This window comes from Synechococcus sp. CB0101 (genome assembly GCF_000179235.2).
In the GTDB taxonomy this organism is placed as follows: domain Bacteria; phylum Cyanobacteriota; class Cyanobacteriia; order PCC-6307; family Cyanobiaceae; genus Vulcanococcus.
The window spans coordinates 2,738,229-2,760,043 of record NZ_CP039373.1; the positions used below are offsets into that span (position 1 = coordinate 2,738,229).

Genomic DNA, 21,815 nt, shown 5'->3' on the forward strand with positions numbered 1-21,815 from the left:
GATCGGACGGCTCACACAGGTCTAACCACGAGGGATTAAGCCTCGGTAAATCCCAGGATCGTCGTGGTGCCGGGTGTGATCCGCAGAGGCAGCGGCGGCGGCGCCTCCAGGTGCAGCGGTGCACGCGCCGGAGGTCGCAACACGAAGCGACAGGCATGCAGAAGATATCCGCCGTCACCAGGCAGCACCTGCGGATCCGCACGACCACCGGCGCGATACAACGGGTCGCCCTCCAACGGTGCCCCGATCGCAGCGGCATGAATGCGGATCTGATGCGGGCGGCCCGTGGCAATCGCCACCTCAACCAGACAGCTCTCCGGCCGGCGCTCCAGCAGGGTGAAGCAACTGCGGGAGGGCAACGCAGCTCTGGGGGAGACATCTGCGGCGCACCAGATCTCCCCCAACAGCGGATGGGGACGCCGGCCGATCGCGGTGGTCACGTCGCGGGATTCACCGACTTGCCAGTCCGCTGGCAACGGCTGCGTGAGGGCGCGGTAGATCTTGAGGCACCCGGAGTGGGGATGCTCCTCGGCGCCGAAGTATTCCTGATCGCCATGCGGCTGAGCCGCCGCGGTGCTCTCGCGCAACTGGGCGCTCAGCCAAGCGCGGCTCTCGGCACGACGCGCGCACACCAACAGCCCTGAGGTGAAGCGCCCCAGCCGGTGCACCGGGCGAGCTTCCGGTGCCCAGCCCTGCAACTGCGCCAGCAGCGTGTGCTCCAGGAAGCCTCCGGCGGGCAGCACCGGCAAGCCGCTGGGTTTGTTGAGCACCAGTAGATCGCCGTCGTCGAACACGACCGAGGCCTCGTTCAGCACCGGCACGGCAGGCTCCAGCCAGGGCGGCCGATGCCACACCAACCGATCCCCGGCTGAGAGGGGCGCATCGGCCAGGAGCGGCTGGCCGTTACGCCACACCTCACCGGCGGCAAGGCGCTCGCTCCACAGCGCCCGATCTGAATGGGTGTAGCGCCCGGCGTAGAAAGCAACAACGCTCGGGGATGCCGCGCTGATGCGATCGCGGTAGGCGTGGCCGCCATTGAAGGCAGCCGGTAGCCAGTCTTCGCGCGGAAGCTCGGCGCTACTCAACCAGGCCGTGTTCGAGGGCGTAGCGCACCAACTCGGTGCGGCTGGCGGTGCCGGTTTTGGTGAACAGGCGGCTCACGTATTTCTCCACATTGCGGATGGAGGTTTCCAGGCGCCTGGCGATCTCCTTGTTCATCATTCCCTCCGCCACGAGCTGCAGCACCGAGGCTTCCCGCGGGGTGAACTCGTGCTTCACCGCAGCGCTTTGCTTCTTGCTGCCGCCCGTGGCCAACAGGGAGCGGATCTCGGTGATCTGCTTGGCCATCTGACCGATGTCGGCATCAGCGAAGCGAGCCGCTTCCTGCAGCAAGCGCTCCTGACGACGCACCACGTTGCGCACGCGGGCCACCAGCTCATCAGGGTCGAACGGCTTGGGGATGTAGTCGTCGCAGCCGGCCTGGAAGCCCTCGATGCGATCGGCCGTCATGCCCTTGGCGGTGAGGAAGATCACCGGCGTGCCGCCGAGGCGCTCGTCATCGCGCAGCTTGCGCAGCAGCCCATAGCCATCGAGGCGGGGCATCATCACGTCGCTGATCACCAGGTCTGGCAGCAGCTCCTGGGCCTTGGCCCAGCCGTCTTCCCCATCCACGGCGGTGGTCACCTGGAAGCCCTCATCCTCCAGATAGGCCTGCACGGCGGTGCGTAGCCCGGGTTCATCGTCCACCAGCAGCAGCCGGGCCGGGGGCTGGGGAGCGGCGGCTTCGGCCTGCTCGGGGGCCTGGGATTCGGGTTCGAGGCTCATGGCCGCAATCTATCGAGGGTTGCCAGGGAGCACCTGCTGCTGCTCACGCAACTGACCCGAGTAACCGAGCTGACGGGCTGTGGCCTGGAGCGTGGCGGGATCCTTGCCGGCCTGTTCCGGGAAGCAGGCCGCCCACCAGATCTGGTGATCGAGCCGATTGGCCTCGGTGATGGTGCCGCCGGGATTGAGCTCCTTGATCAGCAGATCGCGGCCCCTGCGGGTGAGCCGCATCGGCGCCTCCGGGCTGCAACGCAACGTATCCACCGCCAACTTCACATCACCGGGAGCTTCCACCCACACCACAATCGTGCGGGCCGAAGCATCCCGCGGATCGGGCTTGGCGTTGTGCACACCGATGGCAAACGCCCCTTGCATCGTGGTCCATTCGCGCAGCAACACCAAATCGGCGGGTCGCTGATCGGTGGCACTGCGGTGCGGGTTGCTGGGGTCTGGAGCCCCGAGGGAGGTCTGCGCGACGGCGGGAGCGGCGGCAAGGCCGAGCAGCAGCCCGCCGCCCACGGCGAAACGGCGCCAGATCCGCGGGAACGCATCAGCCATCAGGGCGACCACAGCACGCTGCTTGCCAGCATGGGGGGCCATGGCCGATCCCGTCATCTACCTGGATCACCAGGCCACCACCCCGTGCGAGCCGGCGGTGGTGGAGGCGATGGCGCCTTGGTGGACTGCGCAGTTCGCGAATCCCGCCAGCCGCAGCCACCGGCCCGGTCTGCTGGCGGCAGCGGCGGTGGAGCAGGCCCGAGGTCAAATCGCCGGTGCCCTGGGGGTGGAGCCCGCAGCGGTGGTGTTCACCAGCGGCGCCACCGAGGCCAACAACCTGGCCCTGAAGGGCCTGGCCGAAGCGGAGCTGCAGGCTGGCGGCGCGCGGCGCCACCTGCTCTGCCTCAGCACCGAGCACCGCGCCGTGCTCGATCCGCTGCGCTACCTGAGCCGCCACGGTTTTGAACTCACCGAACTGGCGGTGCCCGCCTCGGGGCTGGTGGATCTCGAGCAGCTCCGCCAAGCGCTGCGGCCCAGCACCCTGCTGGTGAGCGTGATGGCGGCCAACAACGAAATCGGGGTGCTGCAACCGATCGCGGCCATCGCCGAGCTCTGTCGATCCCAGGGAATCCGCTTCCATTGCGACGGCGCCCAAGCCGTGGGCCACATCCCGGTGCGGCCGGCGGAGCTTGGGATCGATCTGCTCAGCCTGAGCGCTCACAAGCTCTATGGCCCCAAGGGCATCGGTGCCCTGGTGGTGGCCCCGGGGGTGACCCTGGCGCCACAACTGCATGGCGGCAGCCAGGAGCAGGGCCTGCGGGCCGGCAGTTTGCCGGTGCCGCTGATCGTGGGGCTGGCGACAGCGCTCGAGCTCGCCCTAACCGACCAAGCGGCACGGGCCGAGAGGCTTGAAGCGCTGCGGGAGCGCCTCTGGCAACAGCTGCAGGAGCTGGGCGGCATCCAGCGCAATGGCGCCCCGGCACCGCGGCTGGCCCACAACCTGAATGTCTGGATCGAGGGGGTGGAGGGCAGTGCCCTGCAACGGCGGCTGCGGCCTCACCTGGCGATCAGCAGCGGCTCCGCTTGCAGCAGCGGCGAACCGTCCCACGTGCTGCAGGCCCTGGGGCTCAGCCGCCAGCAGGCAGCGGCGGCGCTGCGCTTCGGCCTGGGCCGCCACACCAGCCCGACCGACATCGACAACGCTGCTGCCCTGGTGCGGGCCGCCGTGACGGACTTACGCCAGCGCTGAGAGCCCCGCCTCAAACCGTTCACACTGAACGCTTAGTGCAACAAAAGCTGGGCGGGCGCTGCAGCGATCGCTACCTTCCAGGCAATTGCCTTGTGCTGATGAGCCTGCCGACCCCCGGCACCAACAAGCTGCAGGTGCTGCGTGCTGTCGAAGACGGCTGGCAGGCCTTTTGCCGTGCCCCCTGGCCTTTTTTGCTGTTCCAGGTGCTCGTCACCTTGATCCTGGTGCCCTTCGGTGCGCTGCTGCTGGGGGGCCTGCTGCGCCTCAACAGTGGTGAACTGACCTTCCTGCACCCGGTGGCCGCCGGCATCGCCGTGGTGGTGGGCGCCATCGGCTACGTGATCGTGGGCCTCTGGGGCGTGGTGGGCATCACCCGCTGCGCCTGGATGAGCCTCGATGGCCAGCGCCCTTCCTTCCGCAACTTCACCCGCTGGGATGGGGCCGCCAGCGGCCGCCTGCTCGGTTCAGCCATCCTGCTGGCGATCGTGCTGGGCGTGGTGGGCTTGGTGGCCGCGCTGATCGGCACCGGCCTGAATGCGCTCAACACCACCCTCACCGTGATTCCGGTGATCGTGTTCGGCATCTTCTACATCTGGTTCCTGATCTCTCAGAAGTTCCTGCTGCAGCTGTCGCTGTTCGGTGTGAAGCGTCCTGTGGAAACCCTGCAAGCCGGCGTGAGCGGTGTGAACCCCAGCTGGTGGGTGGTGCTGTGGCTGGGGATCGTGGAAAGCGTGATCCACGCCGTGGCCGCCCTGTTCAGCTACGGCGGACTGTTCGTGATCTTCCCGGTGGTGATCTGCATCAGCACCGCGGCCTACCGCCAGCTATTCGGCAGCCAAGACCACACCGGCATCCTCAGCAACGGCTGATCCAGACGCGATCCAGCGGCGTGAGCGAGGGGCGATCTGCCCGCAGCCGCGCCGCGATCTGGTCCGCGAGCGCATCTCGGCCGCTGCGCCGAGCGGCCACCAACAGCATCTGGTGGAGAAGCAGGGCCTGAGCGTCGCTTCCCCCTGCCAGCGCGAACCAACCCTGCAGGGGCTCCAATCGATCCAAAGCCTGTTGATGCTGGCCTCGGGCCAGGGCGATCGCAGCCTCCACCAAATCAACAGCGGCTGGCCGCCAGCACCAGCCAACGGACTGAGCCTGCATCGCCACCCCGCGGCGCAGGGCAGCTAGGGCTTCTGCCTGGTTGGCCCTTGGCTCGGCGCGGGCTAGACACCAGGCGTACTGCACAGCGATCAACGGTGCCTCCGGCTGATGGCATCGATCGGCGATGCCATCAGCCAACTGCCGCCAGATTGGATTCAGCACCACCGGCCAGCGCTCTGGGCCGGCGAGCTCGAGTCGGCATGCCAACGCGATCCAATCGAGCGCTTCGCCGGTGCCCAGCGTCGGGGTGACATGGCCTGCCACGGCCAGCCACTGACGCCAAGCCAAGCGATCCTCCGCGGCTTCCAGCCATAGAAGTGAACGGTGCCAGTGGTTATGCAGGGCCATGGGCCACGCCGCAGCCTGCCAACTGCCATGGCGCTGCTCAGCCCATTGCAACGCCTGATCCAGCGCTCCCCGACGCTGGAGGCTATGCATCAAAGCGTGATCAGCCCAGGGATTAAGAGAACGCTGCTCAACCGCTTCATGAGCACACCGCTCCGCCTGAGGCAAGCACCCACAAAGCTCCAGAGCAAAGGCCTCAATCGCCAAAACATCAGGCTGTTCCGGATGGTGCTCACGACACCAACTCGCCAATTCGAGAAGCCGTGGGCCATGGCTCTCCTGCCCGCGCAAGTAACAGACCCACTCGGCAACCTTGAGCGGAAACACGGCCTGCGGAGCCTCCAGCAGCAGCAGCTCCAACCGACGCAGCGCCCAACCCAGCTCCCCGCGGTACCAAAGCTGAGCAGCCTCCAGCAGACCCTGCCCCCAGCGATCCAGCTGCTGCAGCCCGTCGCCGGCGGCCTGTAGCTGTGAGGCGGCCTCTGCCCTGGCTTCGGGCGTCTGCCCTGTGAGCGCCACAAGAGCAGCCAGCAATCTGAGCTGCGGCCACTCGGGCGCCGCAGAGGCGGCAGCAGTGGCCAGCTCCATCCCCGGCAGATATCCCATCCAGGCGGCAGCCACGGCCTCCGCCTGCTTCCGCTGTTCGGAGGACAGGGGTTCAAGAAAATCCGGCGACAGCAGGAGAGCCTGGGTCACCCCTCGATCGTGCAGCGGCGGTGGGCCAGGCGCAAGCGCGCACTCCGGCTGCGGGGGTTGCGTTCCTCCTCCTCAGTCGTGGCCATCACCGCTTTACGGGTGATCCGCTGCAACCGCTCATCGCTCACAAAGGCGGTTTTCACACGGCGGTCTTCCAGGGAGTGGAAGCTGATCACGCCAAAGAGTCCACCTGGCACCAACCAATCAGGTGCGCTGGACAGCAATCGGTCGAGCACCCCCAGCTCATCGTTCACGGCGATCCGCAGGGCCTGAAAGGTGCGCGTGGCGGGATGGATGCGGCCGCGCCGCGCCTTGGGGGGGTAGCAACCGGCCACGGCATAGGCCAGGGCGGCGGTGCCGCCGTAAGCCCCCTGCTCCGCCAAGTCGTGCTTGATCCGGCGGGCGATGCGGCGCGACAGGCGCTCCTCGCCATAGGCATAAATCAGATCAGCCAGCTCGGTTTCATCGAGCCGATCGATCAGCGCTGCCGCGGTTTCACCGGCATCGGGATTCATCCGCATGTCGAGCGGGCCATCCAAACGGAAGCTGAATCCCCGCTCCGCGACATCGAGCTGAGGGCTGCTCACGCCCAAATCCGCCAGCACCGCCACCACAGGCTCTGCAGGGGTGTAAGTGGCGAAGTTGGTGGCCACGATCTCCACCCGATCGCCGAAGGGCGCGAGCCGCTGGGCAGCTGCAGCACGGGCGGTTGGATCTTGATCTAGGCCGATCAGGCGCAGGCGTGGATGGGCCTCCAGCAGCAAGGCACTGTGCCCCCCGCCACCCAAGGTGCAGTCGATCAGCACTCCCTCGCCGCGCTGATCCAGCAGCCCCTCAAGCTCGGCAAAACCAGCCAGCACCGGCTCCGCCAGCACCGGAACGTGATCAAACGTGGCGGAATCCGGCGGATCGCCCAAGCGCAGCAACAGAAGCAGCGGCCCTTCCTTCCTAAGATCCCGCCAGCGAGCCCATCCCCCTCGGCCCCATGACGCAGCTGGAAACGCGCACGGAGCCGATGGTGGTCAACTTCGGGCCGCACCACCCCTCAATGCACGGGGTGCTGCGGCTCGTGGTGACCCTCGACGGTGAGGACGTGGTGGATTGCGAGCCGGTGATCGGCTACCTCCACCGCGGCATGGAGAAGATTGCCGAGAACCGCACGAACGTGATGTTCGTGCCCTACGTGAGCCGCATGGACTATGCGGCCGGCATGTTCTACGAGGCAATCGTGGTGAATGCACCCGAACGCCTGGCCGATGTGCCGGTGCCCAAGCGCGCCAGTTACATCCGCGTGTTGATGCTGGAGCTCAACCGCATCGCCAACCACCTGCTCTGGCTTGGCCCCTTCCTGGCGGACGTAGGCGCCCAGACACCGTTCTTCTACATCTTCCGTGAGCGGGAGATGATCTACGACCTCTGGGAAGCGGCTACCGGCCAACGCCTGATCAACAACAACTACTTCCGCATCGGCGGTGTAGCGGCGGATCTGCCCTACGGCTGGCTGGAGAAGTGCCTCGACTTCTGCGATTGGTTCGGCCCCAAGATCGATGAATACGAAAAGCTGATCACCAACAACCCGATCTTCCGCAAGCGGATTGAGGGTCTGGGCACGATCACCCGCGAACAGGCGATCAACTGGAGCCTCTCGGGGCCGATGCTGCGCGCCTCAGGGGTGCCCTGGGATCTGCGCAAGGTGGATCACTACGAGTGCTACGACGACTTCGACTGGGATGTGGCCTGGGAGAAGGAAGGCGACTGCTTCGCCCGGTACCGGGTGCGGATCGAGGAAATGCGTCAGTCGCTCAAGATCCTGCGCCAGGCCTGCGCGATGATCCCCGGCGGCCCCACCGAGCACCTGGAAGCCCGCCGCATGGCTGAGGGCAAAACCAGTGAATTCGCCGGCTTCGATTATCAAATCGTGGCCAAGAAAGTGGCGCCCACCTTCAAGATTCCCGGCGGTGAGCTCTACACCCGCCTCGAATCCGGCAAGGGTGAGATCGGCGTGTTCATCCAGGGCAACGACGACGTGACTCCCTGGCGCTTCAAGATCCGCGCCGCCGATTTCAACAACCTGCAGATCCTTCCCCACATTCTCAAGGGGGCGAAGGTGGCCGACATCATGGCGATCCTCGGCTCGATCGACGTGATCATGGGTTCGGTGGATCGTTGATCAGCTCTGCTGCCTGATCGATTGCTCTGAACCGATTCCTGCGCCGCCTTCAACACGCCGGCTGGCTGCTCCCAGCCGGCTTCACGGGCCACCTCTGGCTCAAGGGATTGCATCCAAGCCTCCCAGGCTGGGACTGCCCTCTGAGGGGGCTCACAGGCATCCCTTGCCCCACCTGCTTTCTCACCCGCGCCACCAGCGCAGCGCTCACAGGCAACCTGTCTGAGTCACTCCACTGGCATGCCTTCGGCCCGATCGCAGCGGCGGGGCTGGTGGGCTGGTCGGTCCTCGCCATCCAACGGCGTGAACTGCTGCCCTTCCCGTTGCGCGCAGGCACCTTGGGGTGGGGCGCCGGGGCTCTCCTCGCCTACTGGGCGGTGCGCCTCGGCCTCAGCTTCACTGGCCTGCAAGCCTTCCCACCATGAATCCCGACAGCTGGCTCCTGCTCTGCCGCACCGTGCGCTTCGGCGACACGGATGCCGCCGGCGTAATGCACTTCCCGCAGCTGCTGCACTGGTGCCACGAGGCCTACGAAGAGAGCCTGGAGCGCTTTGGCATCGCGGCAGCTGAGGTGTTCCCCCAGCCGGGATCGTGCCCAGAAATCGCCCTGCCGATCGTGCATTGCAGCGCTGATTTCTTCAAACCGCTGGTGTGCGGCGCCCCCCTGGCGATTGCCCTGGAGCCACGCCGCCTCGATCCCGGCAGCTTTGAGATCCACTACCGATTCAGCAGCAATGGCACGGCTGTGGCGCAGGGACTCACCCGCCACCTGGCCATCAGCACCGGGCAGCGGGAGCGGCGGGAGCTCCCGGCTGCCATCAACCGCTGGTTGGAGGCCTCAGCACTGAAGGGGGGCGTGCAGCCGCTGTAGACGACGCCTGAATGCACCAAAACACGGCCGCCAACTGCAACGGCAACAGAGCTGTGAGCAGGGCGAAGGGATGAAAACCCTCGTGAGGCATAGATCCCCAGGCCCCCACACTCACCGCTCCAGCCACCAGCAGCAGCAGAGCGGGCAGCCGATTCAGCGAACGGTTCAGAACCATTCTTTGCGCCCATCGAGATAGGTGGCCTTGAACTCCTGGGGCGTTTGGGTGAGGTAGATCACCCCTTCAATCACCCCGATCAATCCCATCACAAACCCCGCCACACCGCAGGTGAGCACGGTGAGCAACAGCATGATCAGGCCGGCCTTCGTGTAACCCAACACGAATTTGTGGAGTCCGAAGGATCCGAGAAAGATCCCCAGCAGGCCAGCCGCCAGCTTTTTGTTGCTCACCTCGGTGAGATCCAGGGCACTCCAGTCGCCGTTGCTCATCCACCCACAGGCCGCTACCCCCCGCTTGTAGCGATCCGAACGGGGCTTGTCAGGGATTGGGGGGCGGCGGCGTGAGCAGCCAACGGCTCCAACGCCCGCGCTCCCACTTCCCCAGCGGATTGCGCTCCAACGCCCCGCAAAGCAACCAACGCCGCGGCCGTTGGCTTGGCGGCAGGCTGAGCGCCAAGCCCTGAAGGCTCTGCAGCAACCCCGCTGCCGCTGTGCCTGCACCAGCAGCCGGCTTCACCAGCGCCACCAGCCGTGCCCCCCAGAGCGCATCCGGCTCCGGCAACAGGAGCAGATCCAGCAGCGGCAGCTCCTGAGCTCTGGCCAGCTCCAGCAAACGCTGCTCCACCTGCTCCGGGAACACGGTTTCGCCGCCGCTCTGGATCGCTCCATCCAGACGCCCGAGAACCTGCCAACTCTCCGCCACCCACTCGGCGCGATCGCCACTGCTCCACCAGCCCTGCGTGCGGGGGAGTGGTTCCAGCACCCCGTTCTGAAACACACCCCCAGCCAGGCTGCCGGCCTGAATCTGCAAGGCACCACTGCTGGGGTCAGAGCGCAACTGCACGTGCGGTAGCCCAGCTCCGCAGCCATCTACGCCCGCCAGAAACCGTTGCGGCGCCAGCGCCATCACCATCGCGCCGGTTTCGGTGCTCCCGTAGCAAGGTGCCAGCCGAATCTTCCGATCGCGGCAACGCTGGGCCAGAGCCGAATGCAAGGCCGCACCACCCACCCAGATCAGGGCAAAACGCTCCAACCAGCGAATCCCCGCTGGCGCCTCCAGCAAGCGCTGCAACTGCGTGGGCACCAGCGAGAGCACGGCCCGCTCCGCGGATCGAGGGCTGGCGGTTGCCAACAACTGCTCAGGATCACGCATCAGCTCAGGAGAGAGCCAGCGCAGCTCAGCCCCCCAAGCCCTGGCCCGCAGCAGCGGCATCAGACCACTCACGTGATGCAGCGGCAGGGGATTGAACAGTTCCAGCTGCCCAAGGGGGAACCCAAGACCCTCCAGCCACTGGGCCGTGCCCGCCACCGCCACTTGCAAGTGGGCAAGCGGCTGCAAACACCAGCGCCGGCCACCGCTGCTGCCACCGGTGCCCAGCACCACCGCCGGCCCCCACGCGGGATCGATCACCTCTGGCAAGGCAGCTCGCAGCAGCTCCGCTTCCTCAGGCGCTGCGATCGCCACGGTTTGGCCCTGCTGCCAGGCCTGCTGCAGGGTGTCGGCAAGCCCAACCCGATCAGCACCGGCCACCAACAGCAGGGGTTGGCTCATGCCGCGGCCTCCCACACCCGCTGGGCATCGACGGCGAACAACTCTCCATGAGGCCGCCATCCCGGGGCGAAGCCTGGAGCCACGGGTGTGGGGCCTTGAGCTTGCAGGGCCGCCAGCTGTTCCACAAAGCGCCGGCCGATCCCGGTTTCAAAGGCTGTGCTGATCATCTGCCGGGGCAGGCCCGCCTGCAACTGCGCCAGCAACGGCCGGGGATCGGCCTCCTGCAGGGGCCGGCGCACCAACCAGCCCGGCCAGGCGACCTGCTGCTCAGGTTGAAGATGGGGCAACGATTCATCCAGCGCCACAGGCACGCGGGCCGCCAAGCGCAGCAGCTCTGCCCAAGCCGCTGGTGCCAGTGGTTGCTCCAGCCACTGCAGCCGCGGTTCATCGCGAAGGCGATCGGCCCAGCGCTGGGCGGTGGCCGGATCCCAGCCGCCATTGGCATCCAGACGCAAGCGGGCCGAAGTGGGCAGCCGCTGCAGCAGCTGCTCGAGCACGCCGCACTCCAGCGCATCAGCGGCGGCGGCCACTTTCCACTTGAAGGTGAGCTCGCCCCGCTGATCCGCCAGCACCCGATCGAGCGCATCGAGGGCCAACTCTCCGGCCGGCAGCAGCCAGGCCGATGCAGGCACCCGAAGCCCGTTCTCCGGAGCCGCAGCCCAGCCGCCATCCAGTTCCGCCAGCGCCATGCCAACGGCACAGGCGAACGCCGCCGGCAATGCAGAGATCCGTTGCTCTAGGTCGTCACGCCTGAGAACAGGCGGCAGCCTCTCCAACGCCGCGGCCAGGTGTGCCGGCGACTCCCCCAACAACGGCGCCGCCGCCTCACCCCAGCCCAGGGCACCATCCGAGGCTTCCAAGCGCAGCAGCCAACCGGAGCGTTCCACCAACGCGCCGCGGCTGGTGATCAGGCTGCGCGGCAACACGAAGCGATAGGGCCGCCAGCTCAGCTGCAGCAGGCCCTCAGCGCTCATCCCAACCAGCGCCCCAGGGCCAGGCCCACCGCCAAGCCCAGGCCATTGAGGGCCTGGAAGCGCAGGGCTAAAAACTTGCTGCCCACGATCCGTTCCGGTTCGCGGTGGTGCTGACGCAGCAAACGGATCAGCGCCTGGGCAGGCGGCAGCCCGATGGCCCCCAGCAGGGCCGTGAGCGGCCATTGCCGCACCAGCACCGGCGCCCACTCCAGGGCCAGGGCAGCCGCCACAAACCAGGGGATCAAGCCTGCGGCCGCTCCAGTGCCCAGGCGCACCACGGGGGAGCGCTTGCCATGGGCTGCGTCTTCCTCCACTTGATGGAAGTGGGAGCAGAACAGCACGAGGGTGGTCGCCAGGGCCGGGCCACCGCCAAGCTCCAATGCCACCCGCCAGGGCACCCCGACATCTCCGGCGGGGGCCAGGGCCAGCAGTGCGGCAGCGGTGGCCAGCGGCCCAAAGGCAATCCAGCAGAGAGGCTCACCAAGGCCCCGGTAACCCAGGCGCAGCGGCGGGCCTTGATAGGCATAACCAATGCCACAGCAGGCGAGCACCAGGGCCAGCACGGCAGAACTGCTGCGGAGCGCCACCAGGGCCATGAGCACCAGCCCCAACAGCAGCGCACCGTTGGCCAGCAGCGACACGCGATCGCGCCGGCCCGTGAGGTTGACCACCGAATGGGGTTTGCCGTGGGTGTCGACGCCGGTGTCGGCATCGAAGACATCGTTGGCGAGGTTTTCCCAGGCCAGCAGCAACACCGCTGCCAGCAGAAACAGCAGCAGCTGATCGAGGCGCACCACCAACCCCTGCCCGGCCCGCCACCCGGCGGCCAGCAGCACGGGCATCACCGCCACCGAATACATCGGCCACTTGATCGCCGCTTTCCACAGGCGCCGCCGCTGAGCCGGATCGGCGTGAAGGCTTGCGACGACCTGAGGCTCGGACGCGGGCAGGGGCAACTGGCGACGCAAGAAGGCCCATACATTTGAGCAGCCGCTTCTGCCCGTTCCGGGTGCAGGCTCCATCCAGCGTCACAACCAGCTTCAGCGATCTGCTGGCGGCAGCCGCCGAAGGCGCCCGCCAGCTGGAGGGAGAAGGCGTGCTCAGCCTGGCGCTGCCCCTGACGGGCCGCGACCCAATGGCGCTGCTGAGCCAACTGGATCAAGGCGAGCGCTTTCGCTTCCTCTGGGACAGTGCCCCGGGCCTGTGCCTGGCCGCCAGCGGCCGCTGCAACAGCCTCGAGCTGAGTGGCCCGCGCCGCTTTGAACTCGCCCAGCGCTTCAGCGCCGTGAGCCTGGGGCGCCTGGCGGCACCGCAAGCCTGCCCGCCGCTGGCACGGCCACGGGTGCTGCTGGCCTTCTCCTTCTTCGATAGCCCCTTGCAGGAGGGGGATGGCGTGCCTGGGGTGCAAGCGGTGCTGCCCCGCTGGCAGCTGAGCCGCCAGGGCCGCCATTGCTGGCTGCGCCTGCAGCGCACCCTGGGCGGCGAGGTGAGCGCCCGCTCCCTGGCCGAGGAACTGTGGGAGCAAGCCGAGCGGCTGGCGCAACTCCCCGCCGATCCCAGCGCCGATGCCGGCGATCAGCCAGGCCCCGCCATCGTGAGCAGCTCCCCCTGGCAGGAGGGCTACCGCTCTGTGGTGGAACGGGGGCTAGAGCTGGTGGAGGCCGGCAACCTCCGCAAGCTGGTGCTGGCGGTGCGCCAACAGCTGCAGCTGGCCCAACCGCTCGATCCGCTGCTGCTGCTCGCTCAGCTGCGTCAACGCCAACCCGGCAGCTGCCGCTTCCTCTGGCAGCAGGCCGATGGCCCCGCCCTGCTGGGCGCCTCCCCCGAGCGGCTGCTCACCGTGCGCCAGGGCCAGCTGCGCAGTGATGCCCTGGCCGGCACGGCACCGGTGGGCGCCAACGCCGACCAGCTCCTCCACTCCGACAAAGACCGCCGCGAGCACGAGCTGGTGGTGGAAGCGATCACCGAAGTGCTCCAGCACAGCGGGCTCACGCCCCGGCGCCCCCGCCATCCGCGCCTCGCCCGCCACGGGCAACTGGTGCATCTGCACACACCGATCACGGCAGCCCTGGGAGAGCAACAGCCACTGGCCGTGGCGGCAGCGCTGCATCCCACGCCCGCCGTGGCGGGGCTACCCAGGCGTGAGGCGATGGCTGCCCTGCGCAGCCTGGAGCCGTTTGAGCGGGGTTACTACGCAGCCCCCATCGGCTGGATCGACAGCGAAGGCGACACCGAGCTACGGGTGGCGATTCGGAGCGGCAGCCTGCAGGGCCAACGGCTTGAGCTCACGGCCGGTGCCGGCCTAGTGCGTGGCTCAGCCGTGGAACGAGAGCTGGCGGAAGTGGCCCTGAAGCTGGGCGTGCTGCAGCAGCAACTGGATCTGCCCCGGCTGCACCCCAGCAACGCCACCCCGTGAACGCGTTCAGCGCCGGACTCGGGCTCCTGGCCGGGCTGATGGTCGTCGCCCTGGCGATCCGCAATGCGGTGGGGCGTGCGCAGCTGGAGCGGGTGATCTTTGAATCCGACACCCCAGCTGGGAAGCGCTTTGATCTGGCGCTGCTGATCGCCATCGTGCTCAGCGTGCTGCTGGTGGCGTTGGAGAGCGATCCACGGCTGCGCGGCCAACACCGCAGTGTGTTCGAGGCCCTGGAACTGCTGTTCTCCAGCCTGTTCAGCCTCGAATACCTGCTGCGACTGCTCTGCAGCCGGCAGCCCTGGTCCTATGCCCGCAGCTTCTTCGGCCTGGTGGACTTGGTTTCGAGCCTGCCGCCGCTGCTCACCCTGGGCATCCCGGCCGGGCAATCGCTGCTGATCGTGCGGGTGCTGCGGCTCCTTCGGGTGTTCCGGATCCTCAAGCTGGGCTCGTATCTCGATGAGGCCGAGGTGCTGCGTCAGGCCCTGGTGGCCAGTCGGCGCAAGATCAGCGTGTTTCTGCTCACGATCGTGGCGCTGGTGGTGCTGATCGGCACGTTGATGTACGTGATCGAAGGGGAACGCAGCGGCTTCACCAGCATTCCGGTGGGCATCTATTGGGCGGTGGTCACGATCACCACCGTGGGCTACGGCGATGTCGCTCCCGTCACCACCCTGGGCCGCTTCGTGGCCTCGCTGGTGATGCTGCTGGGCTACAGCATCATTGCGGTGCCCACCGGAATCGTGACGGCCAGCCTCCAGGAGGCACACCGCCAGCAGCGCCACCAAACGGAAGGATCAAAGGCACAGGAGCAATGCCCGCACTGCGGCGGGCCGCTTCACCTCGACTGAGCCACGATCAGCTGCTCAGCAGTTGCGCGATGGTCTGATCGGCCAAGGCGATCCCACCCAGTCGCTCCACCTCGCGCACACCGGTGGGGCTGGTCACGTTGATCTCGCTGAGGCGGCCATCGATCACATCGATGCCCACAAAGAACAAACCCTCCGCCTGAAGAGCCGGGGCCAGCTCGGCGCAGATGCGCCGCTCCTGATCCGTGAGCTCGGTGGCTTCCGGTGAACCACCCACCGCCAGGTTGCTGCGGAACTCCCCGGGGGCGGGCTTGCGGTTCACAGCGCCGAGCGGCTCACCGTTCACCAGCAGGATGCGCTTATCGCCCGCGGTCACCGCTGGCAGGAAGGCCTGCACCATCACGGGCAAGGTCTGCTGGTTGGTGACTAGCTCCAGCAGCGCCTTCAAACCAGGTGCATCGGCATGGCTGCGCACCACCCCCTGACCAGCACGCCCCCCAAGGGGCTTGAGCACCACATCGCCGTGATCCGCGGCGAAGCCGGCCAACTGTTCGGCGTTGCTGCTCACCAGGCTCGGAGCCATCAGATAGCTCCAGCGCAGGGCCCCCAGCTTCTCGTTCCAGGCCCGCAGCGAGGCAGGGCGGTTGAGCACCCGCACCCCTTGGCGCTCCGCCAGTTCCAGCAGATGGGTGGCATAGAGGTAAGCCTCATCCACGGGCGGGTCTTTGCGCATCCACACCCGCGGGAACGCGCTCAGCGGCAGCCAGCGGGGCTCCTCGGCCTCAAACCAGGGGTCCGGCAGATCCCAGCCACTGGCGGTGGGACGAATCTCGGCCAGCCAGATCGGTTGGGCCAGCACCATCGGCTCATGGGCGGGATCGCTGCCACGCACCGCCAACTGAGCTGGCGTGCACACCCAGACCTGCTGACCAGCACGTTGCGCGGCCTGCATCAGCGCCACGCTGGAATCTTTGGTGGGACGAAGCTGCGTGATCGGATCGATCACAAACAGTTGGGCCTCGCGCCCCAGATCAATCCGGCTCAAGCGGTGGCTCCGAGCAGCACATCGAGCTGGCCGCTGCGCTCGAGGGCATGCAGGTCGTCGCAGCCACCCACGTGCTGCCCATTGATGAAGGTCTGCGGCACGCTGCGCCGGCCGCCACTCTTGGCCGCCATATCAGCTCGGGCCGCCTCATCACCATCGATGGCGTACTCGGTGTAGGTCACACCCTTGCGATCCAGCAGTGCCTTGGCCCGTACGCAAAAGGGACATAGTCGCCAGGTATAAATCTCGACGCTCGGCATAAATCCCGCATAATCACCTGGATCTTATGCGGGTCTGATGCTTCGGAGCGATGGCCCTCCGCTCACTTTCAGCTCAGCAAATCCGCAACGCTTGGCAGGTGGGGTTCGCAGGCTTCCTGGCCACTGGCCTTTACCTGAGCGCTGGCGACGCAGCCCTGCGCATCGATGGCTTCTATGTGGTTTACGGAGTAGCTCGCAGCCTGCTGCCTACCCCTGAAGCCTCGCTGAAAGCAGCAAAGGCAAGGATCGTGGGCACGGTCTTTGGTGGCCTCGTCGTGGTGATGCTGATCAAAGCGGTCAGCAACTGGCTCGCCGTGGGCATTGGCTATGTGCTGGTGAAACTGCTGGGCCGGCGTCTGGGACTGGATGACGCCACCTTGATGAACGGCGTGATCATGGCGTTGCTGCTGGTGGCGGTGCCCGGGTACCAGGACATGGGAGGCCTGTATGTGCTGTACCGCACTGGCTGGCATCTGATCGGTCTGATGCTCGGCATGGCCGTTGAACGATTGTTTTGGTTCAGTCCTCTGCTGAAGCGACTGCAATCCAGCGAATTGGCACTGATCGCCCAACTGGAAGATCTTCTGAACCGGGCACCCGCCCAACGCGACCTGGAATTGATCAGCGCATACGACTCCCACTGCAGCCTGCGCAGCGTCGTGCTGAGAAGTGATCAGGCCGCTGTGCTCAGCACTCCTGAATCCCAGCAACGGCAAGAGTGGCTGGAACGAGCCGTGCGCCATGGCGTCGCACGGCAACGAGTCCAGGGGCCGCTGGCAGCCATTGATGCAGATGGATGCAGTGAAGCCCTGCGACAGCTCAAATGCAGTGGCGGCGTGGCATGACGATGCCCCCTCAATGGGCCTTGGTTCTGCGCAATGGGGTCATCTTGATGCTCGCAATTGCAGCCGCGAATTTCATTGGCCTGCCGGAGGGCTTGTTTCTCGCCCTCGCAATACTGACGGTTCTCGAGCCGGATCTTGGTGGTGGCGTCATCGCCGGTCGCGAGAGAATCGTAGGCACGCTGCTGGGATTGCTGGCGGTTGTGATCACAGCAGGAATCGCTCCGGTGCTTCCGCTGCCGGCACGGGTGTTTAGCGGCCTACTTCTTGTACGCCTATTCGGCTTCACCGCCGGACTGAACAATGGCTTCATTGTGGGCGGCCATGTAGTGGCGGGCAGCCTCCTTCACCATCTGGACAGCTGGTGGGATTACGCCTTCTGGCGCACGTTGATGACCATTCTCGGAGTTCTGATCGGTGTGCTTGTATCCCAGCGCGTGTACAGCCAGCGCTCAGCCAGCAACTGGAGAGAACGGTGCCGCAGCTGGACCGAAGCATTGGCTGATGCTCTTCTCAACATGAACAACATTCATGGCAATGATCGGGTTTATCTGACTCTTCGGGAGCAACGCAATGCCCTGCGCCGAGGCCTCCCCCAGCTCGTAGCTGAGCAATCGGTGACACGCAGCAAGCATGATGACGTTCGCTGGGCCCAAGAAGTCCTGCAGCACTGCAGCACCGTGATGAGCAGCTGCAGGGACATCAGTGGATTGCTCAGGAGCCAGCTCAACCTGACACCCGCTCTAACGCAAACAACACAAGCCCTGCAGCACCTGGGCAGCGATCGCCTGCGCGCCACCGGGCGTGAAGCATCCTTGCAGCAAAACGAATGGCCCCGTGTTCGCCGCCAACTGAACCAGGCGATCGAGACAGATCTCCTCCAGCCTTGCGGACCTGAGCCCCCCTCTGAGGATGCGGAGAAACAGACCAAGCTGTTTCTGGCCAGTCGGCTGCTTTTGCTCGCTGATGCCCTTGAGCGACTGGCCGAATCACCGGCGAGAAAGCAGCAGGATCCCCTGATCTAGGGTCTCAAAATCCTGCCCTAGTGCACCGGTGCTCGATCTCACCGACTTCAAGCGCGACCTCTCCGAGCTCACTGACCGCCTGGGCAATGCCCAGGACTGTCTTTGACGTTCCTGCACTGAAAGCACGCCAGCAGGACCTCGAACAACTGGCCTCCCAGCCCGATTTCTGGGATGACCAGAAGCAGGCCCAGGCCAAGATGCGCCAGCTCGATGAGGTGAAAGCCCAGCTCGAGCAGCTCTCCCAGTGGCAAGGCGCCGTGGCCGATGCCGAGGCCACCGTGGAGATCTACGGCCTCGAACCCGATGAGGAGCTGCTCAGCGAATCCAACGAAGCCCTGCAGAAGCTGCGGTCCGATCTGGACCGCTGGGAGCTGGAGCGCCTGCTCAGCGGCCCCTACGACAAGGAGGGCGCCGTGATCAGCATCAACGCGGGTGCCGGTGGCACCGACGCCCAGGACTGGGCGCTGATGCTGATGCGCATGTACACCCGCTGGGCTGAAGACCACGGCATGAAGGTGACCGTGGACGAACTCAGCGAGGGGGAAGAAGCAGGCATCAAGAGCTGCACGATCGAGATCGAGGGTCGCTACGCCTACGGCTACCTGCGCAATGAGAAGGGCACCCACCGCCTGGTGCGCATCTCACCGTTCAACGCCAACGACAAGCGCCAGACCAGCTTCGCCGGTGTGGAGGTGATGCCCAAGATCGAGGAGGAGGTGAAGCTCGACATCCCCGACAAAGACCTCGAGATCACCACCTCACGCTCCGGTGGCGCCGGCGGCCAGAACGTGAACAAGGTGGAAACGGCCGTGCGCATCCTGCACATCCCCACCGGCTTGTTCGTGCGTTGTACCCAGGAGCGCTCGCAGCTCCAGAACAAAGAAAAGGCCATGGCCCTGCTGATGGCCAAGCTGCTGGTGATCGCCCAGGAGCAGCGCGCTGCCGAGATCGCCGACATCCGCGGCGACATCGTGGAAGCGGCCTGGGGCAACCAGATCCGCAACTACGTCTTCCACCCGTACCAAATGGTGAAAGACCTGCGCACCCAACACGAAACCACCGACGTGCAAGGCGTGATGGACGGCGATCTCGATCCCTTCATCCAAAGCCTGTTGCACGCAGGCGTTGAAGTGGCAGGAGGCGGCGGCGATGAGTGATCCCATCAACGAGGCCGCCCCAGCGCAAGCGACCGCCGCTGCCAGCGGCGAAAACCCCAGCTTCACCAAGCTGGCGATGCGCAACATGGTGCGCAAGGGCAAGCTCAGCCTGTTCCACTTCGGCCTGACCGCCCTGGGGTTTGTCGGCTTCATCGTGCTGGTGGCCTGGCTGGGCCGGCCGCAGCTCCCCGGGAGCTGAACGATGGCATCCACCGAAGCCGCTGACCTCAAGCCCGATCTGGATCTTGCCTTCGAGGCCGATGACAGCCTCGCGGCCGAGCTGCTGGCCGCAGCGGGAGACCTGGCCGATCCGATGGCGGGTGCCGAGCTTTGGCACACCCGCATCAGCGACTGGCTGGAGCAGATGGCGGCAGAGCTACCGGCGGAGCTGCAGGCACCGGCCTACAGCCTGGGGCTGAGCTTGGTGGGTGATGCCGAAATCGCTGAGCTCAACGGCGATTGGCGCGGCAAGAGCGGTCCCACCGACGTGCTCGCCTTTGCCGCCCAAGACGATGGCCTCGACGACGCGCCGCCGATCCCGATGCCCGACGACGAGGGCGAGGAAGCCCTCGAACTCGGCGACATTGTGATTTCCCTGGAAACCGCCGCCCGGCAAGCGCCGGAGCATGGACATTCCCTGGTGGAGGAACTGCAGTTCCTGGCCACCCACGGTCTGCTGCACCTGCTGGGTTGGGATCACCCCGACGACGCCAGCCTGGCGCTGATGCTGGCCCGGCAGGAACGACTACTCGCCAACCCCGACCAGCGGTAGGGTGCGGCCGGATGCACGCAGCGGGAGCCTTGGCGCATGCTCGTTCCCCAGGAACCCAGCCCCGAGCGGAGACCGATGCTGCGCGATCTGAACCGAGACGGGATGCGCACCAGCCTCGATCAACCCGCTAACACCCTGCCGAACAGCACCGACCCAGCACCCAAGGTGCGCCGCCTCGGCGCCTGGGCCGTTGCCGGTGATCTGCCCTCCAGCTTTCGCTACGCCGCCCAGGGACTGATCTACGGCTTCCGCAGCCAACGCAACTTCCGCATCCATGTGGTGACGGGAGCTGTGGTGTTCTTCCTCGGTCTATGGCTGCAGTTGCCGCTCGAGCAGCTGGCGGTGCTCGTACTCACCGTGGCGGCGGTGCTCGTGCTGGAGCTGATCAACACCGCCACCGAAGCGGTGGTGGATCTGGCGATCGGCCGTCGCTTTCACCCCCTGGCCCGCATCGCCAAGGACTGCGCCGCCGCCGCCGTGCTCGTGTCGGCCATCAGTTCACTGGTGATCGCGGTGCTGCTGCTGCTGCCACCCCTGCTGGCGCGCCTGGGCGTTTGAATGGGGCCTGGCCAGGCGCGGCGATGCTTCTCGTTCTCGACAACTACGACAGCTTCACCTTCAACCTGGTGCAGTACCTGGGTGAGCTGGCCGCCGATCACCCGATCACCGACGACCTGCGGGTGGAGCGCAATGACGCGCTCACCCTGGATCAGATCCGCGAACTCGCTCCCGACGCGATCCTGATCTCCCCCGGCCCCGGTGACCCCGACCAATCCGGGGTCTGCCTGGAGGTGCTGCGGGAGCTCAGCCCCACCATCCCCACCCTGGGGGTGTGCCTCGGCCATCAATCGATTGCCCAGGTGTACGGGGGCAAGGTGGTGCGCGCCAAGGAACTGATGCACGGCAAAACGTCGCCCGTGCTGCATGAAGGGCAAGGCGTGTTCGCCGGCCTGCCCAACCCCCTCACCGCCACCCGCTATCACAGCCTGATCGCCGAGCGTGAGTCGCTACCTGACTGCCTGGAGATCACCGCCTGGCTCGAGGACGGCACGATCATGGGCCTGCGCCATCGCGACTATCCGCACCTCCAGGGAGTGCAGTTCCACCCCGAGAGCGTGCTCACCCAGAACGGCCACCAGCTGCTGAGCAATTTCCTCACCCAGGCAGCAGCGGGCTAGGGTTCGGCCCACGCATTCCAGGCAACCCGCTCCACCATGGCCCTGCCGACGTTGGTTGCTCTGCGCAAAAAGGTTTCTCTGCATCAGACCGTTTCGTTGCCGATTCGCGCGCTGACCGCCGCGGCCGTCACCCTGCCGCTGGCCGCCAGCGCCAACACCGGCGTCACGATCACCAGCTACGGGCACAGCGCCTTGCTGATCCGCGGCGGTGGCGCCACGGTGCTGCTCAACCCGTTCAAGGCCGTGGGCTGCGCCGCGGGCCTCGCCGAACCGCGGGTGAGTGCCAACGTGATCCTGGCGAGCAGCCGCCTGCTGGATGAGGGGGCGCCTGTGGCCAGTGGCCGCCTGCTCAGCAGCCCCGGCTCCTACCGCGTCGCTGGCCTGAAGATCGAGGGCATCTCCGCTCCCCACGATCGCTTCGGCGGACGCCGCTTCGGTCAGTCCACCCTGTGGCGCTGGAAGCAGGGCGGCCTGGAGTTCGCCCATCTGGGCGGCACGGCCGCCGAGCTCAACCCCGAAGACAAGGTGCTGCTGGGCAAACCCGATGTGCTGATCATCGGCGTGGGCGGCGGGGCCAAGGTGTACACCGGTCCGGAAGCCGCCGCCGTGGTGCGCGAGCTCAACCCACGGCGGGTGATTCCGGTGCAATACGTGAGCGGCACCGCTCCGAAAGACTGCGATCAGGGCGGCGTGGACCCCTTCCTTCAGGCGATGAGCGGCACGCCGGTGAAACGCGTCGGCCGGGTGCTGAGCCTCCCCGCCAAGCTGAGCGAAGGCACCCAGATTGAGGTGATGCGCTGATCTGGAGC

26 protein-coding genes are annotated in these 21,815 nt (G+C 66.5%); 15 read left to right on the forward strand and 11 right to left on the reverse strand.

What is annotated here, in order from left to right:
• Positions 1-35 precede the first annotated feature (35 nt).
• From CB0101_RS14875 to CB0101_RS14885, 3 genes are read right to left on the reverse strand one after another with little or no spacing between them, the layout of a single operon-like run.
• Positions 36-1,085: an RluA family pseudouridine synthase gene (locus CB0101_RS14875; RefSeq protein WP_010305171.1), complete on the reverse strand. Its 1,050-nt coding sequence runs from the start codon at positions 1,083-1,085 to the stop codon at positions 36-38.
• Complete coding sequence (locus CB0101_RS14880; protein ID WP_010305175.1) at positions 1,078-1,824, reverse strand: response regulator transcription factor; 747 nt, start codon at positions 1,822-1,824, stop codon at positions 1,078-1,080. The genes CB0101_RS14875 and CB0101_RS14880 overlap by 8 nt, the downstream gene beginning before the upstream one ends.
• A 9-nt stretch (positions 1,825-1,833) precedes the next feature.
• The gene (locus CB0101_RS14885) at positions 1,834-2,439 is read right to left on the reverse strand and encodes a hypothetical protein (RefSeq protein ID WP_210409959.1); all 606 of its coding nucleotides are present in this window, start codon (positions 2,437-2,439) and stop codon (positions 1,834-1,836) included.
• On the opposite strand from CB0101_RS14885, the gene CB0101_RS14890 reads away from it, so the two are divergent.
• Positions 2,423-3,571: a cysteine desulfurase family protein gene (locus tag CB0101_RS14890; protein ID WP_010305183.1), complete on the forward strand. Its 1,149-nt coding sequence runs from the start codon at positions 2,423-2,425 to the stop codon at positions 3,569-3,571. The two genes, CB0101_RS14885 and CB0101_RS14890, sit on opposite strands and share 17 nt — an antisense overlap.
• A gap of 98 nt (positions 3,572-3,669) precedes the next feature.
• Positions 3,670-4,440, forward strand: coding sequence for a hypothetical protein (locus tag CB0101_RS14895; RefSeq protein WP_029552797.1), 771 nt, complete (start codon positions 3,670-3,672; stop codon positions 4,438-4,440).
• On the opposite strand, the gene CB0101_RS14900 is transcribed toward CB0101_RS14895, so the two are convergent.
• Together CB0101_RS14900 and rsmH are read right to left on the reverse strand one after the other, a co-directional pair.
• The gene (locus CB0101_RS14900) at positions 4,427-5,764 is read right to left on the reverse strand and encodes a hypothetical protein (RefSeq protein WP_010305189.1); all 1,338 of its coding nucleotides are present in this window, start codon (positions 5,762-5,764) and stop codon (positions 4,427-4,429) included. The two genes, CB0101_RS14895 and CB0101_RS14900, sit on opposite strands and share 14 nt — an antisense overlap.
• A complete protein-coding gene (gene rsmH / locus CB0101_RS14905; RefSeq protein ID WP_010305192.1) occupies positions 5,761-6,690 on the reverse strand; it encodes a 16S rRNA (cytosine(1402)-N(4))-methyltransferase RsmH in 930 nt (309 codons plus the stop codon). The genes CB0101_RS14900 and rsmH overlap by 4 nt, the downstream gene beginning before the upstream one ends.
• A gap of 59 nt (positions 6,691-6,749) precedes the next feature.
• On the opposite strand from rsmH, the gene CB0101_RS14910 reads away from it, so the two are divergent.
• The 3 genes from CB0101_RS14910 to CB0101_RS14920 all read left to right on the forward strand — a co-directional run bounded on the left by CB0101_RS14910 (position 6,750) and on the right by CB0101_RS14920 (position 8,802).
• Positions 6,750-7,934: an NAD(P)H-quinone oxidoreductase subunit H gene (locus tag CB0101_RS14910; RefSeq protein WP_010305195.1), complete on the forward strand. Its 1,185-nt coding sequence runs from the start codon at positions 6,750-6,752 to the stop codon at positions 7,932-7,934.
• A gap of 107 nt (positions 7,935-8,041) precedes the next feature.
• The gene (locus CB0101_RS14915; protein ID WP_010305199.1) at positions 8,042-8,356 is read left to right on the forward strand and encodes a DUF2752 domain-containing protein; all 315 of its coding nucleotides are present in this window, start codon (positions 8,042-8,044) and stop codon (positions 8,354-8,356) included.
• Positions 8,353-8,802, forward strand: coding sequence for a thioesterase family protein (locus CB0101_RS14920; RefSeq protein WP_010305202.1), 450 nt, complete (start codon positions 8,353-8,355; stop codon positions 8,800-8,802). The genes CB0101_RS14915 and CB0101_RS14920 overlap by 4 nt, the downstream gene beginning before the upstream one ends.
• Positions 8,803-8,967: 165 nt before the next feature.
• Here the strand turns inward: CB0101_RS14920 and CB0101_RS14925 are convergent, their stop codons facing one another.
• Genes CB0101_RS14925 through menA form a run of 4 tightly spaced genes read right to left on the reverse strand, consistent with a single transcriptional unit; the run spans position 8,968 to position 12,365 of the window.
• Positions 8,968-9,249, reverse strand: a complete 282-nt coding sequence (locus tag CB0101_RS14925; RefSeq protein ID WP_010305205.1) for a TM2 domain-containing protein — start codon at positions 9,247-9,249, stop codon at positions 8,968-8,970.
• 49 nt (positions 9,250-9,298) lie between these two features.
• Entirely contained in the window at positions 9,299-10,531 is a 1,233-nt protein-coding gene (locus CB0101_RS14930; RefSeq protein WP_043717134.1) for an AMP-binding protein, read from the reverse strand.
• Entirely contained in the window at positions 10,528-11,505 is a 978-nt protein-coding gene (gene menC / locus CB0101_RS14935) for an o-succinylbenzoate synthase (RefSeq protein ID WP_010305210.1), read from the reverse strand. The genes CB0101_RS14930 and menC overlap by 4 nt, the downstream gene beginning before the upstream one ends.
• On the reverse strand, positions 11,502-12,365 hold the full coding sequence (gene menA / locus CB0101_RS14940) for a 2-carboxy-1,4-naphthoquinone phytyltransferase (protein WP_010305213.1): 864 nt from the start codon (positions 12,363-12,365) through the stop codon (positions 11,502-11,504). The genes menC and menA overlap by 4 nt, the downstream gene beginning before the upstream one ends.
• A gap of 122 nt (positions 12,366-12,487) precedes the next feature.
• On the opposite strand from menA, the gene CB0101_RS14945 reads away from it, so the two are divergent.
• Both CB0101_RS14945 and CB0101_RS14950 read left to right on the forward strand, forming a co-directional pair.
• On the forward strand, positions 12,488-13,921 hold the full coding sequence (locus CB0101_RS14945) for an isochorismate synthase MenF (protein WP_010305215.1): 1,434 nt from the start codon (positions 12,488-12,490) through the stop codon (positions 13,919-13,921).
• Positions 13,918-14,769 carry an ion transporter gene (locus CB0101_RS14950; protein WP_010305219.1) on the forward strand — a complete coding sequence of 284 codons (852 nt, stop codon included), beginning with the start codon at positions 13,918-13,920 and terminating at the stop codon, positions 14,767-14,769. Before CB0101_RS14945 ends, CB0101_RS14950 begins: the two co-directional genes overlap by 4 nt.
• Positions 14,770-14,776: 7 nt before the next feature.
• On the opposite strand, the gene gshB is transcribed toward CB0101_RS14950, so the two are convergent.
• A complete protein-coding gene (gshB, locus tag CB0101_RS14955) occupies positions 14,777-15,772 on the reverse strand; it encodes a glutathione synthase (RefSeq protein WP_010305222.1) in 996 nt (331 codons plus the stop codon).
• On the reverse strand, positions 15,769-16,032 hold the full coding sequence (gene grxC, locus CB0101_RS14960) for a glutaredoxin 3 (protein ID WP_010305225.1): 264 nt from the start codon (positions 16,030-16,032) through the stop codon (positions 15,769-15,771). Before grxC ends, gshB begins: the two co-directional genes overlap by 4 nt.
• A 50-nt stretch (positions 16,033-16,082) precedes the next feature.
• On the opposite strand from grxC, the gene CB0101_RS14965 reads away from it, so the two are divergent.
• The 8 genes from CB0101_RS14965 to CB0101_RS15000 all read left to right on the forward strand — a co-directional run bounded on the left by CB0101_RS14965 (position 16,083) and on the right by CB0101_RS15000 (position 21,807).
• Positions 16,083-16,877: an FUSC family protein gene (locus tag CB0101_RS14965; protein ID WP_010305227.1), complete on the forward strand. Its 795-nt coding sequence runs from the start codon at positions 16,083-16,085 to the stop codon at positions 16,875-16,877.
• A 47-nt stretch (positions 16,878-16,924) separates the two neighbouring features.
• A complete protein-coding gene (locus tag CB0101_RS14970) occupies positions 16,925-17,899 on the forward strand; it encodes an FUSC family protein (RefSeq protein ID WP_246833786.1) in 975 nt (324 codons plus the stop codon).
• A 28-nt stretch (positions 17,900-17,927) separates the two neighbouring features.
• Positions 17,928-19,056 (forward strand): peptide chain release factor 2 gene (prfB, locus tag CB0101_RS14975; protein WP_136644194.1). Its coding sequence is split into 2 segments (ribosomal slippage): positions 17,928-18,002 and positions 18,004-19,056, totalling 1,128 coding nucleotides; the frame shifts between segments, so codons are not numbered across the junction.
• Positions 19,049-19,255 carry a DUF3285 domain-containing protein gene (locus CB0101_RS14980; protein ID WP_010305237.1) on the forward strand — a complete coding sequence of 69 codons (207 nt, stop codon included), beginning with the start codon at positions 19,049-19,051 and terminating at the stop codon, positions 19,253-19,255. Before prfB ends, CB0101_RS14980 begins: the two co-directional genes overlap by 8 nt.
• Positions 19,256-19,258: 3 nt before the next feature.
• Positions 19,259-19,828: an rRNA maturation RNase YbeY gene (gene ybeY, locus CB0101_RS14985; RefSeq protein ID WP_010305241.1), complete on the forward strand. Its 570-nt coding sequence runs from the start codon at positions 19,259-19,261 to the stop codon at positions 19,826-19,828.
• 36 nt (positions 19,829-19,864) lie between these two features.
• The gene (locus tag CB0101_RS14990) at positions 19,865-20,386 is read left to right on the forward strand and encodes a diacylglycerol kinase family protein (RefSeq protein ID WP_246833787.1); all 522 of its coding nucleotides are present in this window, start codon (positions 19,865-19,867) and stop codon (positions 20,384-20,386) included.
• 23 nt (positions 20,387-20,409) lie between these two features.
• The gene (locus tag CB0101_RS14995) at positions 20,410-21,006 is read left to right on the forward strand and encodes an aminodeoxychorismate/anthranilate synthase component II (protein WP_010305248.1); all 597 of its coding nucleotides are present in this window, start codon (positions 20,410-20,412) and stop codon (positions 21,004-21,006) included.
• A 36-nt stretch (positions 21,007-21,042) separates the two neighbouring features.
• The gene (locus CB0101_RS15000; RefSeq protein WP_010305251.1) at positions 21,043-21,807 is read left to right on the forward strand and encodes an MBL fold metallo-hydrolase; all 765 of its coding nucleotides are present in this window, start codon (positions 21,043-21,045) and stop codon (positions 21,805-21,807) included.
• The last annotated feature ends 8 nt before the right edge of the window (positions 21,808-21,815 follow it).

Coding starts and splice junctions, on each gene's coding strand:
- CB0101_RS14970 (WP_246833786.1), top strand. CDS start 16,925: ATGCTCGCAATTGCAGCCGCGAATTTCATTGGCCTGCCGGAGGGCTTG.
- CB0101_RS14990 (WP_246833787.1), top strand. CDS start 19,865: ATGCTCGTTCCCCAGGAACCCAGCCCCGAGCGGAGACCGATGCTGCGC.
- CB0101_RS14925 (WP_010305205.1), bottom strand. CDS start 9,249: ATGAGCAACGGCGACTGGAGTGCCCTGGATCTCACCGAGGTGAGCAAC.
- CB0101_RS14980 (WP_010305237.1), top strand. CDS start 19,049: ATGAGTGATCCCATCAACGAGGCCGCCCCAGCGCAAGCGACCGCCGCT.
- menC (WP_010305210.1), bottom strand. CDS start 11,505: ATGAGCGCTGAGGGCCTGCTGCAGCTGAGCTGGCGGCCCTATCGCTTC.
- CB0101_RS14930 (WP_043717134.1), bottom strand. CDS start 10,531: ATGAGCCAACCCCTGCTGTTGGTGGCCGGTGCTGATCGGGTTGGGCTT.
- CB0101_RS14885 (WP_210409959.1), bottom strand. CDS start 2,439: ATGACGGGATCGGCCATGGCCCCCCATGCTGGCAAGCAGCGTGCTGTG.
- CB0101_RS14880 (WP_010305175.1), bottom strand. CDS start 1,824: ATGAGCCTCGAACCCGAATCCCAGGCCCCCGAGCAGGCCGAAGCCGCC.
- CB0101_RS14895 (WP_029552797.1), top strand. CDS start 3,670: ATGAGCCTGCCGACCCCCGGCACCAACAAGCTGCAGGTGCTGCGTGCT.
- grxC (WP_010305225.1), bottom strand. CDS start 16,032: ATGCCGAGCGTCGAGATTTATACCTGGCGACTATGTCCCTTTTGCGTA.
- CB0101_RS14995 (WP_010305248.1), top strand. CDS start 20,410: ATGCTTCTCGTTCTCGACAACTACGACAGCTTCACCTTCAACCTGGTG.
- CB0101_RS15000 (WP_010305251.1), top strand. CDS start 21,043: ATGGCCCTGCCGACGTTGGTTGCTCTGCGCAAAAAGGTTTCTCTGCAT.
- CB0101_RS14965 (WP_010305227.1), top strand. CDS start 16,083: ATGGCCCTCCGCTCACTTTCAGCTCAGCAAATCCGCAACGCTTGGCAG.
- ybeY (WP_010305241.1), top strand. CDS start 19,259: ATGGCATCCACCGAAGCCGCTGACCTCAAGCCCGATCTGGATCTTGCC.
- CB0101_RS14890 (WP_010305183.1), top strand. CDS start 2,423: ATGGCCGATCCCGTCATCTACCTGGATCACCAGGCCACCACCCCGTGC.
- CB0101_RS14920 (WP_010305202.1), top strand. CDS start 8,353: ATGAATCCCGACAGCTGGCTCCTGCTCTGCCGCACCGTGCGCTTCGGC.
- menA (WP_010305213.1), bottom strand. CDS start 12,365: ATGTATTCGGTGGCGGTGATGCCCGTGCTGCTGGCCGCCGGGTGGCGG.
- CB0101_RS14910 (WP_010305195.1), top strand. CDS start 6,750: ATGACGCAGCTGGAAACGCGCACGGAGCCGATGGTGGTCAACTTCGGG.